The 13133-nt window shown below is 74.1% G+C and carries 13 protein-coding genes; 9 read left to right on the plus strand and 4 right to left on the minus strand.

Annotated features, from left to right (window positions below; genetic code table 11):
* Positions 1-2 precede the first annotated feature (2 nt).
* The 3 genes from CP982_RS32895 to CP982_RS32905 are packed head-to-tail and all read left to right on the plus strand — an operon-like array spanning position 3 to position 3328.
* On the plus strand, positions 3-1001 hold the full coding sequence (locus tag CP982_RS32895; RefSeq protein ID WP_150513784.1) for a TIGR03842 family LLM class F420-dependent oxidoreductase: 999 nt from the start codon (positions 3-5) through the stop codon (positions 999-1001).
* Positions 1002-1026: 25 nt separating this feature from the next.
* On the plus strand, positions 1027-2580 hold the full coding sequence (locus CP982_RS32900) for an NCS1 family nucleobase:cation symporter-1 (RefSeq protein ID WP_150513785.1): 1554 nt from the start codon (positions 1027-1029) through the stop codon (positions 2578-2580).
* A 7-nt stretch (positions 2581-2587) separates the two neighbouring features.
* A complete protein-coding gene (locus tag CP982_RS32905) occupies positions 2588-3328 on the plus strand; it encodes a DUF4232 domain-containing protein (RefSeq protein ID WP_150513786.1) in 741 nt (246 codons plus the stop codon).
* On the opposite strand, the gene lplAB is transcribed toward CP982_RS32905, so the two are convergent.
* Positions 3294-4358: a lipoate-protein ligase LplAB gene (lplAB, locus tag CP982_RS32910; protein WP_150513787.1), complete on the minus strand. Its 1065-nt coding sequence runs from the start codon at positions 4356-4358 to the stop codon at positions 3294-3296. The genes CP982_RS32905 and lplAB overlap by 35 nt on opposite strands.
* 100 nt (positions 4359-4458) lie before the next feature.
* A complete protein-coding gene (locus tag CP982_RS32915; protein WP_150513788.1) occupies positions 4459-5034 on the minus strand; it encodes a DUF4352 domain-containing protein in 576 nt (191 codons plus the stop codon).
* A gap of 157 nt (positions 5035-5191) precedes the next feature.
* Between CP982_RS32915 and CP982_RS32920 the strand changes: the two genes are divergently transcribed.
* From CP982_RS32920 to CP982_RS32945, 6 genes are all read left to right on the plus strand, one after another.
* On the plus strand, positions 5192-7015 hold the full coding sequence (locus CP982_RS32920; RefSeq protein ID WP_150513789.1) for a gamma-glutamyltransferase family protein: 1824 nt from the start codon (positions 5192-5194) through the stop codon (positions 7013-7015).
* Positions 7016-7096: 81 nt separating this feature from the next.
* A complete protein-coding gene (locus CP982_RS32925; protein WP_150513790.1) occupies positions 7097-7951 on the plus strand; it encodes an inositol monophosphatase family protein in 855 nt (284 codons plus the stop codon).
* Between the two features lie 99 nt (positions 7952-8050).
* Positions 8051-9478, plus strand: a complete 1428-nt coding sequence (locus CP982_RS32930) for a phytoene desaturase family protein (protein WP_150513791.1) — start codon at positions 8051-8053, stop codon at positions 9476-9478.
* Entirely contained in the window at positions 9475-10008 is a 534-nt protein-coding gene (locus CP982_RS32935) for an O-acetyl-ADP-ribose deacetylase (RefSeq protein WP_150513792.1), read from the plus strand. The genes CP982_RS32930 and CP982_RS32935 overlap by 4 nt, the downstream gene beginning before the upstream one ends.
* Before the next feature lie 118 nt (positions 10009-10126).
* A complete protein-coding gene (locus tag CP982_RS32940; protein WP_150515834.1) occupies positions 10127-11617 on the plus strand; it encodes an AlkA N-terminal domain-containing protein in 1491 nt (496 codons plus the stop codon).
* Positions 11618-11673: 56 nt separating this feature from the next.
* A complete protein-coding gene (locus tag CP982_RS32945) occupies positions 11674-12159 on the plus strand; it encodes a methylated-DNA--[protein]-cysteine S-methyltransferase (RefSeq protein WP_150513793.1) in 486 nt (161 codons plus the stop codon).
* A gap of 24 nt (positions 12160-12183) precedes the next feature.
* On the opposite strand, the gene CP982_RS32950 is transcribed toward CP982_RS32945, so the two are convergent.
* Both CP982_RS32950 and CP982_RS32955 read right to left on the minus strand, forming a co-directional pair.
* Positions 12184-12513: a DUF4326 domain-containing protein gene (locus CP982_RS32950; RefSeq protein ID WP_150513794.1), complete on the minus strand. Its 330-nt coding sequence runs from the start codon at positions 12511-12513 to the stop codon at positions 12184-12186.
* Positions 12510-13052 (minus strand): PaaI family thioesterase, encoded by a 543-nt coding sequence (locus CP982_RS32955; RefSeq protein ID WP_150513795.1) that lies wholly within the window; start codon positions 13050-13052, stop codon positions 12510-12512. Before CP982_RS32955 ends, CP982_RS32950 begins: the two co-directional genes overlap by 4 nt.
* Positions 13053-13133: the final 81 nt, after the last annotated feature.

Below are 13133 nucleotides of genomic sequence, written 5' to 3' on the forward strand. Positions count from 1 at the left end.
CCGTGGATTTCGGACTCGTCCTGCAGACCGACCCGCCCGCGTCCGAGGTCGTCGGCCTGATGCGGCGCGCCGAACAGAACGGCTTCCGCTACGGCTGGACCTTCGACTCGGCCGTCCTGTGGCAGGAACCCTTCGTGGTCTACAGCCAGATCCTGGAGCACACCCAGGAGCTGATCGTCGGCCCGATGGTCACCAACCCGGGCACCCGCACCCCGGAGGTCACCGCCTCCACCTTCGCCACGCTCAACGACATGTTCGGCAACCGCACCGTGTGCGGCATCGGCCGCGGCGACTCCGCGATGCGCGTCGCGGGCCGCAAGCCCAACACGCTGGCCCGGCTCGGCGAGGCCATCGAGGTCATCCGCGACCTCGCCGAGGGCCGCGAGGCCGACGTCGGCGGCCAGACCCTGCGCATCCCCTGGATCAAGAACGGCAAGCTCCCGATGTGGATGGCCGCGTACGGCCCGAAGGCGCTCGCCCTCACCGGCCAGAAGGCCGACGGCTTCATCCTCCAGCTCGCCGACCCCTACCTCACCGAGTGGATGGTCAAGGCCGTAAGGGACGCGGCAGCGGCCGCCGGACGCGACCCCTCCGCCGTCAAGATCTGCGTGGCCGCGCCCGCGTACGTCAGCGCCGACCTGGCGCACGCGCGCGAGCAGTGCCGCTGGTTCGGCGGCATGGTCGGCAACCACGTCGCCGACCTCGTCGCCAAGTACGGCGAGCACTCCGCGATGGTCCCCGAGGCCCTCACCGCGTACATCAAGGAGCGCGAGGGCTACGACTACCGTCACCACGGGCGGGCCGGGAACCCCGACACCGGCTTCGTGCCCGACGAGATCGTCGACCGCTTCTGCCTGGTCGGGCCCGCCGCCGCGCACATCGAGAAGCTGCGCGCCCTCAAGGATCTCGGCGTCGACCAGTTCGCCCTGTACGCCATGCACGACGCCCGCGAGGACGTCATCGACGCCTACGGCGCGGAGATCATCCCGGCCCTGGCCTGACCCCCCTCCAGTGAAGGGCCCGCCCATGGCCGACACCGTGCCCGCGGAGCCGCCACCCGCCGGGGCCCCGTCCCAGACCACCGCCGCCGACGGCCGCGTCGAGCTCTCGCCCGGCGCCTGTCCGCACGACAGCCGCTACGCCAACGACGACCTGCGACCCGTCCCGCTCGCCGAACGCCACTGGTCCACCTACAACTTCGCGGCCCTGTGGGTGGGCATGGCCCACAACATCCCCTCCTGGACCCTCGCGTCCGGCCTGGTGGCGTTCGGCATGGACTGGAAGCAGGCCGTGTTCACGATCGCGCTCGCCAATGTGATCGTGCTGCTGCCGATGCTGCTCACCGGGCACGCGGGACCCAAGTACGGCATCCCTTTCCCGGTCCTCGCCCGCGCCTCCTTCGGGCTGCGCGGCGCCAATCTGCCCGCCCTGGTGCGGGCGGCCGTGGCCTGCGGCTGGTTCGGCATCCAGACGTGGATCGGCGGCCAGGGCATCTTCGTCCTGCTCGACCGGGTCTTCGACGGCGGCTGGAGCGACGCCTCGCACATCGGCGGCCACCCGTGGCCGCTGTGGCTGTGCTTCCTGGCGTTCTGGGCGCTCCAGCTCGCCATCATCCACCGGGGCATGGAGACGCTGCGGCGCTTCGAGAACTGGGCGGCCCCGTTCGTGCTCGTCGGCGCCGTGGTGCTCCTCGTGTGGATCTCCGACAAGGCGGGCGGGCTCGGGCCGCTCCTCGAGAGGCCCTCGAAGCTCGGCTGGGGCGCCGACTTCTGGCCGGTGTTCTTCCCCGCCCTCATGGGCATGATCGGCTTCTGGTCGACGCTCTCCCTGAACATCCCGGACTTCACGCGCTTCGGGAAGGGACAGCGGGCCCAGGTGTGGGGCCAGAGCCTGGGCCTGCCCACGACGATGACCGCCTTCGCGCTCCTGTCCGTCCTCGTCACCTCCGGCTCGGAGGCGGTGTACGGCGCGCCGATCTGGGAGCCGGTGGACCTCGCCGCCAAGGCGGACAACGTCTTCGGGCTGCTCTTCGCCCTGGTCACGATCCTGGTCGCCACGGTCTCGGTGAACATCGCGGCGAACGTCGTCTCGCCCGCGTACGACCTCGCGAACCTCGCGCCCAAGCTCATCAGCTTCCGCACGGGCGCGCTCGTCACCGGGGTCGTCGGCGTGCTCATCTTCCCCTGGAAGCTCATCGAGACACCGGAGTTGTACATCTTCGTCTGGCTCGGCGTGGTCGGCGGGCTCCTCGGCACGGTCGCCGGGGTCCTCATCGCCGACTACTGGGTGATCCGCCGCACCCGGCTCGACCTCGCCGAGCTGTACCGGGCCGAGGGCCGCTACTGGTACGCGCGCGGCTGGAACTGGCGGGCCGTGGTGGCCTTCGCGGCGGGCGGGCTGCTCGCTGTGGGCGGCTCGCACTCCGATCCGGGCAAGGGGCCGTTCCCCGAAGGCGGTCTGATCCCCGTCCTGGAGCCGCTGGCCGACTACGGGTGGGCCGTGGGGCTCGGGACGGCGTTCGTGGTGTACGTGGCGCTGATGTGGCCGTCGCGGGAGCGGAAGGCGCCGGGCGTGGCATGATCCCGCCATGAGCCGCATATCCCCGGGGCGCGCCGCCGTGCTCGGTGCCGCCGTCGCCGCCCTGTTCGTCGCCGGCTGCGGACGGCAGGACGAACACGGCGGGGACGGGCGGGGCCGGGGAGGCGGCGCCGGGGCAGGCGTGCCGTCGCCCCTCGCCACCGCGGGGACGCCGGGCCCCGACAGCACCCCGCGCTACGGAGGCGAGCCGTACGCGCCGCCGCAGCCCTCCCGGGACTGCACCGGCAGGACCGGCACCCTGCTCGAACCGGGGCCCGTGGACAGCGCGATGGGCCTGCGGGCGATGACGGTGTGGCTCACCCACTGCGGCAGCGGCACGTACCGCCTCGACGGCTATCCGACGCTCCAGGTGCTCGACGGGGACGGCACCGCCTTCGACGTCCGCAGCCTGCGGGGCGCGGAGCCCATCACGACCGGCGTGCGGGACCCCGGGCCGCACCCGGTGACGCTCCGGCACGGCGAGTCGGCGACGGCGGGGGTGGTGTGGCGCAACACCTACGCCGACACCACCGAGGACCCTGTCAACGGCACCCGGCTGCGGGTGCTGCCCGCCCCCGGCAGGCCCGCGGGGACCGTCGCCCCCGACGGCGGGATCGACCTCGGCAGCACGGGCCGCATCGGCGCGACGGCGTGGCGGAAGGCCCCGGCGAGCGAGTCCGGGCAGCCGCGGCCCGCACAACCCGGCGCGGAGCGGCCTACGGCACCCGCGCCGTCCACTCCGGCGAGCTGAACTTCGTCCGTGCGAGCTCCTGGGCGCGGGCCAGCTCGCCGTCGCTGACCTTGCCCGCCGTCAGGCCGTACCGCCCGCGGAAGGAGTCGACCATCCGCTCGATGACGGCCTCGCGGGGCAGCCCGGTCTGGCGGCGCAGCGGGTCCACGCGCTTCTTGGCGCTCTTCGTGCCCTTGTCGGAGAGCTTCTCGCGGCCGATGCGCAGCACGTCGAGCATCTTGTCGGCGTCGATGTCGTAGGCCATGGTCACGTGGTGCAGGACCGCGCCCGGGCCGCCGTCGGGGCCCACCATCCGCTTCTGCGCGGCGCCCGCGATCTTCCCGGCGTCCGTCGCGATGTCGTTCAGCGGCTGGTACCAGGCCTTGACGCCCATGTCGCCGAGGGCGCCGAGCACCCAGTCGTCGAGGTAGGCGTAGCTGTCCTGGAACGACAGACCCTGCACGAGGGCGTCCGGCACGGACAGCGAGTACGTGATGGTGTTGCCCGGCTCCACGAACATCGCGCCGCCGCCGGAGATCCGCCGGACCACGTCGATGCCGTGCCGGGCGGCGCCCGCGGGGTCCACCTCGTTGCGCAGCGACTGGAAGCTGCCGATGATCACCGAAGGGGCGCCCCACTCCCACACGCGCAGCGTCGGCGGCCTGCGCCCGGCGGCGACCTCCTCGGTGATGACCTGGTCGAGCGCCATGTGCAGCGCGGGCTGCTGCGGGCCCTCGTGGACGAGCTGCCAGTCGTAGTCCGTCCAGTCCGTGGCGTGCGCGAGCGCCCGCCGCACGGCGATCGCGACGCCCTCCGCCGTCAGCCCGTACATGACGGTCCCGGCGGGCAAGGCCGCCTCGACCCGCGCGGCGAGCCCGGCGGCGTCCGTGTCGGCCGGAGCCCCCTCCAACGCGGCGTCGATGGCGAGGATCGCCTCATCGGGCTCCAGAAAGAAGTCCCCGGCCACCCGCACACCCCGCAGCCGCCCCTCCTCGACGTCGAGGTCGACCACCACCAGCTTGCCGCCCGGGACCTTGTATTCGCCGTGCACCGCACACCCTTTCCTGCCCCTGGGGCATCCGGCACCAGTCCGTCACTGGGCTCCGCTCAACGGTAACCGGGGCGGGGGCCGTTCCGGGGCGCGCCGTCGGTCACCGCGTGGTGGTCACGTCCCATTCGCCGACGTCATCGGAGAAGCCGCTGTCCATGGTGAACTGCACCTTCTCGGGCTGAGCCGTGCGCGGCAGCTCGAAGGTCACGTAACCGAGCGCGGTGTCTCCGGGGGAGATGCTGACGGAGCCGGGGAAGGACGGCCCGGCGGTGGTCTCGGCGACCCAGCTCGCGCTGAACCGCTGACCGTCGGTGTCGACGAGCTCCGCGCCGTTGGCGGGGCTGTCCTTGTACGGCCCGTCCCCCGTGTTCTCGAGCCGGAACTGGACGGCGACGAAGCGGTTGCCCGGGTCGGGCCCGAAGTAGGCGTTCGCGTTGGCCGCGGGATCGACCACCTTCAGCGCGGTGACGTCGAGGCGCTCACCGCTGCGGATGCCGGTGAGCGAGAGCGTGGAGCCGAGATCCGCGTCCGACGGCGGGGCGAAGGGCCCGTGCGCGGAGGCGGTCGAGGGCGCCGCCGTCACGGCGGGCGGTGCCGCCGACGCCTCGACAGCCGCCGAGCCGCCGACGGCAAGGAACGCGAGTGCGGCCAGTAGTGAGGGAGTTACGGTACGCATGCCTCCTCCTGGGGTGCGATCCCCCCAAGAGCGATTGCTCACTGTCCACGATCCTCCCTTTCGGGGTGATTACCCAGCCCCGAGCCATGGCGGCCTCCTGGCGTGCGGATTCCTGGAGCCGGTGACCAAGGAGAGCCGTGGCGTTAGCCTGCCGGGCATGTTCACGTCGCGTCCTACTCTTCAGGGCACTTTCGGCATGGTGTCCTCCACGCACTGGCTTGCCTCGCAGTCCGCGATGGCTGTTCTGGAGGACGGGGGGAACGCCTTTGACGCCGCTGTCGCCGCGGGGTTCGTGCTGCATGTCGTCGAGCCGCATCTGAACGGGCCGGCGGGGGAGGTGCCGATCGTCCTGGCGCCCGCGGGCGGGCCCGTGCGGGTGCTGTGCGGGCAGGGCGTCGCGCCCGCCGGGGCGACCGTCGCGCACTACCGGGACGAGCTGGGCCTCGACCTGGTGCCCGGCACCGGGCCGCTGGCCGCCGCCGTGCCCGGCGCGTTCGACGCGTGGATGGTGCTGCTGAGGGATCACGGGACGAAGGGCCTCGCGGAGGTGCTCGCGCACGCCGTCGCGTACGCGGAGGACGGACATCCGCCCGTGGAGCGCGTCGGGCAGACCGTGGAGGCCGTACGGGAGCTGTTCGAGACGGAGTGGGCGTCGTCGGCGGAGGTGTACCTGCCGGGCGGTGCCGCGCCCGCACCGGGGGAGCTCTTCCGCAACCCCCGCCTCGCGGCCACCTGGCGGCGCCTCGTCGCCGAGGCCGAGACGGCGGGCGGCGCCGACCGCGTCGCGCAGATCGAGGCCGCCCGCGAGGTGTGGCGGTCCGGCTTCGTCGCCGAGGCCCTGGTGCGCCAGTCCGCGCGCCCCACCCTGGACACCAGCGGCGAACGGCACACCGGCACCCTCACGGCCGCCGACCTCGCCGGCTGGTCGGCGACGTACGAGGAACCCGCGACGTATGACTGGCGGGGCTGGACGCTGTGCAAGGCGGGACCCTGGAGCCAGGGACCCGCCTTCCTCCAGCAACTCGCCCTGCTGCCCGAGGAGCTGCCCGCGTACGGCTCGGCCGACTACGTGCACCTGCTCGTCGAGGGCTGCAAGCTCGCCATGGCCGACCGCGAGGCCTGGTACGGCGACGCCGCCGACGTCCCCCTCGACGAGCTGCTCTCCGCCCCGTACAACGCCGAGCGGCGGGCCCTGATCGGGGCCAAGGCGTCCCACGAGCTGCGGCCCGGGGCGCCGGGCGGGCGGGAGGCGAAACTGGCCTCCCGCGCGTGGGCGGTCGCCTCCGGCGAGTCGCCGTACGACCCGCAGGGCATCCTGGCGGGCACCGGCGCCGCCGCGGGCGCCGGGGAGCCGACCGTCGCCCGAAACGGCGCCACCCGGGGCGACACCTGCCACCTGGACGTCGTCGACCGCTGGGGCAACATGGTCGCGGCCACGCCGTCCGGCGGCTGGCTCCAGGCCAACCCCGTCGTCCCCGAACTCGGCTTCCCCCTCGGCACCCGGCTGCAGATGGCCTGGCTGGAGGAGGGCCTGCCCAACTCGCTCGCCCCGGGCCGCCGCCCCCGCACCACCCTGACGCCGTCCCTCGCGCTCAAGGACGGCGTGCCGGTCATGGCCTTCGGCACGCCCGGCGGCGACCAGCAGGACCAGTGGCAGCTGCACTTCTTCCTGTCCGTCGCGCTCCGCCCCGCCGTGCGCGGCGGCCTCGACCTCCAGGGTGCCATCGACGCCCCGAACTGGCACAACGACTCCTTCCCCGGCTCGTTCTACCCGCGCGGGATGCGGCCCGGCAGCCTCACGGTCGAGTCCCGCACGGACCCGGCCGTGATCGAGGAGCTGCGCGTACGGGGGCACGACGTGACCGTGGCGGGGCCGTGGTCGGAAGGGCGGCTGTGCGCGGTCGCGCGGGACCCGCGCACCGGGGTGCTCTCGGCAGCCGCGAACCCCCGCGGGATGCAGGGATACGCCGTAGGACGGTGACGGCGGCCGATTTCATCCTGATTCCACCCTTTGTTCACCCCCTCCGCACGGGATGTCAGTACCACGTGCTCTCATGGAGGCATGATCGAAACGCAGGAAATCAAGGAAAGCATCGACGACTTTCTCGCACGTCAGGCCGCCGACGTGGAGCGCGTGATCCGTGAGGCCGCCGCGGCGGAGATCACCCCGCGGTTCCGGCAGCTCGCCGAGGACGACGTCGTCCAGAAGAGCGGCCCGCACGACCTGGTCACCGTCGCCGACCGCCTGGCGGAGGAGTTCCTCACCCGCGAGCTCACGGCGCTCCTGCCCGGCTCGGTCGTCGTCGGCGAGGAGGCGGTGCACGCCGACCCGGCGACGTACGACGCGATAGCCGAGGGTGCCCCGGTGTGGATCGTCGATCCCGTCGACGGGACACGCCAGTTCGTGCACGGGGACCCCGGCTTCTGCACCCTGGTCGCGCTCGCCCTGGACGGCGTGGTCCTCGCCTCCTGGACGTACGCCCCGGCGCTCGACGAGTGCGCGGTGGCCGTCCGCGGCAGGGGCGCGACGCTGAACGGCACGCGGCTGAGCACCGGGACCCCCGAGCCCGGCCGCCCCCTCACCGTCGCCACCTCCCACCCGGACTTCACGACGGACGACCAGAAGCGCGCCCTCCTCGGCGTCTTCTCCGACGGCTTCGCGCCCCGCCCCTGCGGCTCCGCCGGCCTGGAGTACCTGGCGGTGGCGCGCGGCGAGCTCGACGCCGTCGCGTTCAGCTGGGAGCTGGCCTGGGACCACGCGGCCGGCCTGCTCCTGGTCGAGGAGGCGGGCGGGGCCCACCTCACGCGCGAGGGCGTGCCGTTCGCCATCACCGGGGGCAACGCCCTGCCGTTCACGGCCGCCCGGGACGAGGCGACGGCCCGCCGCGTCGCGGACGCGCTGGTGGCCGGGGCCTGACCGCCCCGCCGCTGCCGTCGGTGCCCGCGACCGCGTTCCCGCCGGGCCTCCGGCATATCCTGTGCGGCACTGGCCACCGGCTGACGAAGGAGTCCGAAGGTGCCGTCGATGCTCGATGCCGTCGTCGTGGGAGCGGGTCCGAACGGTCTGACCGCCGCCGTTGAGCTGGCCCGCCGCGGCTTCTCGGTGGCCGTCTTCGAGGCCGAGGGCACCATCGGCGGCGGCGCCCGCACCGAGGAGCTCACGCTGCCCGGCTTCCGGCACGACCCCTGCTCGGCCGCGCACCCCCTGGGCATCAACTCCCCGGCCTTCCGCGCGCTCCCCCTGGAGCGGTACGGCCTGGAGTGGCTGCACGCCCCGCTGCCCATGGCCCACCCCTTCCCCGACGGCAGCGCCGCCGTGCTCGCGCGCTCCGTCTCCGAGACGGCCGCCTCCTTCGGCCCCCGCGACGCGGGCACGTACCGGCGCCTGATCGCGCCCTTCCTGCCCCACTGGGACGCGCTGGTACGGGACTTCATGGCCCTGCCCCTGACCGCCCTGCCGCGCGACCCCGTACTGCTCGCCCGCTTCGGGCTCCGAGGCCTTCCGCCCTCGACGTGGCTGCTCCGGCGGTTCAAGGACGAGAAGGCGCGCGCCCTGTTCGCCGGGCTCGTCGCCCACGTCATCGCGCCCCTCGGCGGCTTCGCGACGACCGCCGTCGGCATGGTCTTCGCCCTCGCCGCCCACGCGCGCGGCTGGCCCGTCGCCCGCGGCGGCTCCCAGGCCATCTCCGACGCGCTCGCCGCCTATCTGAAGGACCTCGGCGGCACCGTCCACACCGACTACGAGGTCAAGCGCCTGGACGACCTGCCGCCCGCGCGCGCGTACGTCTTCGACACCTCGCCCACCGCACTCGCCCGCATCGCCGGACTCGGCCGCTACTACGACGGATACCGGTACGGCGCCGGTGTCTTCAAGGTCGACTACGCCCTCGACGGCCCCGTGCCCTGGACCGCGGAGGCCCCCCGCCGGGCGGGCACCGTGCAGATCGGGGCCACCAGCGGGGAGATCGGCACCGCGCTGCGGGCCGCCTCCCGCGAGGACCGGGCCCCGGACACGCCCTTCCTCATCACCGTCCAGCCCGGCGTCGCCGATCCCACCCGCGCCCCCGAGGGCAAGCAGGTCTTCTGGGCGTACGGCCATGTGCCGAACGGCTGGCGGGGCGACCTGACGGACGCCGTCGAGCGGCAACTGGAGCGCTTCGCGCCCGGCTTCCGCGACCGCGTCCTCGCCCGCGCCACCGCCGGCCCGCCCGAACTCGCCACGCGCAACGCCAACTACGTGGGCGGCGACATCGCCTGCGGCGCCGCCAGCGGCCTGCAACTGCTCCTCAGGCCCCGGCTCACCGCGTTCCCGTACCGCACCCGGCACCCGGCCGTGTTCCTCTGCTCGTCCGCGACACCACCGGGCCCGGGAGTGCACGGCATGTCCGGGCACAACGCCGCCAAGGCCGTCTGGAAGCGCCTCAAGGAGGACGCGACCCGATGACCGCCCGCGTCACGCTCGTCCGGGGCGACCTCACCGAGCAGCACGCCGACGCCCTCGTGAACGCGGCGAACTCCTCGCTGCTCGGCGGGGGCGGCGTCGACGGCGCCCTCCACCGCCGCGGCGGCCCCGAGATCCTCGCCGACTGCCGCCGTCTGCGCGCCGGCCCCTACGGCAAGGGCCTGCCGACCGGCCAGGCCGTGGCCACGACGGCCGGGAAGCTGGCCGCCGCGCACGTCATCCACACCGTCGGACCCGTCTGGTCCGCGACCGACGACCGCTCCGCGCTGCTCGCCTCCTGCTACCGCGAGTCCCTGCGGACCGCCGCCGCACTCGGTGCCCGTACGGTCGCCTTCCCGGCGATCTCCACGGGCGCCTACCGCTGGCCGATGGCGGACGCCGCCCGGATCGCGGTCCGCGCGGTGCGGGACGCGCTGGCGGCGGACCCGGGGACGGTGCGCGAGGTGCGCTTCGTCCTCTTCGACGAGACGGCGTACCGGGCCTTCGAGGACGCCCTGGCCGCCGAAGGCTGATGTCGGATTTCCGCCAGCCCCCGGGCCGCCGATCACCGATCCTTGAGTCATGCCGACCGTGACGCCCACCGCCCCCGCGCCCGCCGCCCCGACGCCGCACACCGCCGCGCCCGCCGGGATGCACGGGGACTTCGACCGCTGCGTGCGGGCCGTGCAGTCCAAGGACGACCGGTTCGACGGCTGGTTCTTCACCGCCGTCCTGACCACCCGCATCTACTGTCGGCCCAGCTGCCCCGTGGTGCCGCCCAAGCCCCAGAACATGACGTTCTACCCGAGTGCCGCCGCTTGCCAGCAGGCCGGGTTCCGCGCCTGCAAGCGGTGCCGCCCCGACAGCAGCCCGGGCTCGCCCGAGTGGAACCAGCGCGCCGACCTCGTCGCCCGCGCCATGCGGCTCATCGGCGACGGCGTCGTCGACCGCGACGGCGTGCCCGGACTCGCCGCCCGCCTCGGCTACAGCACCCGCCAGGTCGAGCGCCAGCTGCTCGCCGAGCTCGGCGCGGGACCCCTCGCGCTCGCCCGCGCCCAGCGCGCGCAGACCGCCCGGCTGCTCATCGAGACGACCACGCTGCCCATGGCACAGATCGCCTTCGCCGCGGGCTTCGCGTCCATCCGTACGTTCAACGACACCGTCCGCGAGGTGTTCGCGCTCGCCCCGGGCGAGCTGCGGACCCGCGCCGCCCGCCGGGGTCGCGGCCAGGGCGGGCAGGTGCCCGCCGTCAACGGCACGCTCTCGCTGCGGCTGCCGTTCCGGGCCCCGCTCCAGCCCGACAACCTCTTCGGCCATCTGATCGCCACCGCCGTGCCCGGCGTCGAGGAGTGGCACGAGGGCGCCTACCGCCGCACCCTGCGCCTGCCGTACGGACACGGCGTCGTGGCGCTCACCCCGCACCCCGACCACATCGGCTGCCGCCTCACCCTCACCGACCCGCGCGACCTGACCATCGCCATCAGCCGCTGCCGCAGGATGCTCGACCTGGACGCCGACCCGGTCGCCGTGGACGGCCAGCTGCGCGCCGACCCGCTGCTCGCGCCCCTCGTCGACAAGGCGCCGGGGCGGCGTGTGCCGCGCACCGTGGACGAGGCCGAGTTCGCGGTGCGCGCGGTGCTCGGCCAGCAGGTGTCCACGGCCGCGGCCCGCACCCACGCCGCGCGTCTGGTCACCGCGCACGGCGAGCCGGTCGACGACCCGGAGGGCGGGCTCACCCATCTGTTCCCCGCACCGGACGCGCTCGCCGCGCTCGACCCCGAGTCCCTCGCGCTGCCCCGCAGCCGCCGTGCCACCCTCCTGACCCTCGTACGCCACCTCGCCGACGGCACGCTCCAGCTCGGCGTCGAGAACGACTGGGAGCGGGCCCGCGCCCAGCTCACCGCGCTGCCGGGCTTCGGCCCCTGGACCACCGAGGTCATCGCGATGCGGGCCCTTGGCGACCCGGACGCCTTCCTGCCGTCCGACCTCGGCATCCGGCGCGCGGCCCAGGGGCTCGGCCTGCCGCACACGCCCGCGGCGCTCACCGCCCGCGCGGCGGCCTGGCGCCCCTGGCGGGCGTACGCCGTCCAGTACCTGTGGGCGACGGACGACCACGCCATCAACCACATCCCCGCGCACTGAAGCCCCTCAAGACCCCTTTGACCGCCTGAACCCCCGAGACCCCGGGATTGACCGCCATGCACCGTACGCACACCGTCATCGACAGCCCCTACGGGCCGCTCACCCTCGTCGCCACCGACGGCACCCTCAGCGGCCTGTACATGACCGAGCAGCGCCACCGCCCCGCCGAGGAGACCTTCGGCGACCGCGACCCCGACGGCTTCGACGCGGCGGCCGAGCAGCTCACGGCCTACTTCGCGGGCGAGCTGACCCACTTCGACCTGCCGCTGCGCCTGGACGGCACCCCGTTCCAGCAGTCCGTCTGGCAGCAGCTCCTGAAGATCCCGTACGGGCGGACCCGTACGTACGGGGAGCTGGCCGACGCCCTGGGCAAGCCCGGCGCCTCCCGCGCCGTCGGCCTCGCCAACGGCAAGAACCCCATCGGCGTCATCGTGCCCTGCCACCGCGTCATCGGCGCGGGCGGCGGTCTGACCGGCTACGGCGGCGGCCTCGACCGCAAGCGCCGGCTCCTGGAGTTCGAGAGCGGGACCGCCCTGTTCTGAACGCCGCTCTCCGGGGACGGCCGCTCAGCCGGTCCCGTCCGCGCCCGCCCCGGAGTCGGCGAGCTCCGCGATCACCTCGGCGTGACACGGCTCCGGCACACACCAGCAGCCCAGGCGGTGCCCCCGCAGACCGGGCAGCAGCGCGAGCAGGTCCGGGCGGCTGAGCAGATGGTCCCGGTACATCGCCACCACCTCCTGTCGCGTCCCGTCCTTGCCGGGTCTGAAGGGGCTGGCGAGGGGCGACCCCTCCAGGTGCCAGCCGCCCCGGTGCATGGCCCGGCCCACATAGACCACGTCGGCGTAGTCCGGGTCCTCCCGGTGCCCCTTGAGGTTGACGACGGTCGTACGGCTCATGGCGCGGCCCCCTCCGGACGCGGCGCCGCGAAGACCGCGCAGGTCGTCGTGGCGTGGGCGTGCAGCTTGCCGTCGGCGGAGCTGGTGACGCGGGCCTCGGCCGTGGCCGTCGTCCTGCCGACGTGCAGGGCGGTCGCGTCGCAGCGCAGGCGCGGTGAGTCCGCGAACACCGGGCGGACGAAGTTCACGCTGAGCTGTGTCGTGGTGTAGGCCCGGCCCGGGGGCAGCAGGGTCGCGACGGCGCAGCCGAGGGCGGAGTCGAGCAGCGCGGCCAGGACGCCCCCGTGCACCGTCCCCATGGGGTTCAGGAGGTGCTCGCCCGGGTCGATCTCGAACACCGCCGTGCCCTCGCCGTAGCCGACCAGGTGGTAGTCGAGGGTCGAGCCCAGGGGCGGCTCCGGAAGCTCCCCGGCGAGGATCTTCCGCAGCAGTTCCGGACCGCTCACGTCCCCCGCCTCGGCCCAGGGGACCGGTGGTTCCCAGGTGTGCGTGCGGACGCGCGGCCCGTGCGGGTCCGGCCGCGCTGGCTGCCCTGTCATCGGAGTGCTCCGTCCTTCGGCCCCGCGCGCGCCGTTCGGCTCGCGCCGCTCTCCTTCGACTCTCGCTGGCTTCGGCGACGG

Source organism: Streptomyces spectabilis, from assembly GCF_008704795.1.
GTDB classification, from domain to species: domain Bacteria; phylum Actinomycetota; class Actinomycetes; order Streptomycetales; family Streptomycetaceae; genus Streptomyces; species Streptomyces spectabilis.

Coding starts and splice junctions, on each gene's coding strand:
- CP982_RS32900 (WP_150513785.1), top strand. CDS start 1,027: ATGGCCGACACCGTGCCCGCGGAGCCGCCACCCGCCGGGGCCCCGTCC.
- CP982_RS32905 (WP_150513786.1), top strand. CDS start 2,588: ATGAGCCGCATATCCCCGGGGCGCGCCGCCGTGCTCGGTGCCGCCGTC.
- CP982_RS32915 (WP_150513788.1), bottom strand. CDS start 5,034: ATGCGTACCGTAACTCCCTCACTACTGGCCGCACTCGCGTTCCTTGCC.
- CP982_RS32920 (WP_150513789.1), top strand. CDS start 5,192: ATGTTCACGTCGCGTCCTACTCTTCAGGGCACTTTCGGCATGGTGTCC.
- CP982_RS32925 (WP_150513790.1), top strand. CDS start 7,097: ATGATCGAAACGCAGGAAATCAAGGAAAGCATCGACGACTTTCTCGCA.
- CP982_RS32935 (WP_150513792.1), top strand. CDS start 9,475: ATGACCGCCCGCGTCACGCTCGTCCGGGGCGACCTCACCGAGCAGCAC.
- CP982_RS32940 (WP_150515834.1), top strand. CDS start 10,127: ATGCACGGGGACTTCGACCGCTGCGTGCGGGCCGTGCAGTCCAAGGAC.
- CP982_RS32945 (WP_150513793.1), top strand. CDS start 11,674: ATGCACCGTACGCACACCGTCATCGACAGCCCCTACGGGCCGCTCACC.
- CP982_RS32950 (WP_150513794.1), bottom strand. CDS start 12,513: ATGAGCCGTACGACCGTCGTCAACCTCAAGGGGCACCGGGAGGACCCG.
- CP982_RS32955 (WP_150513795.1), bottom strand. CDS start 13,052: ATGACAGGGCAGCCAGCGCGGCCGGACCCGCACGGGCCGCGCGTCCGC.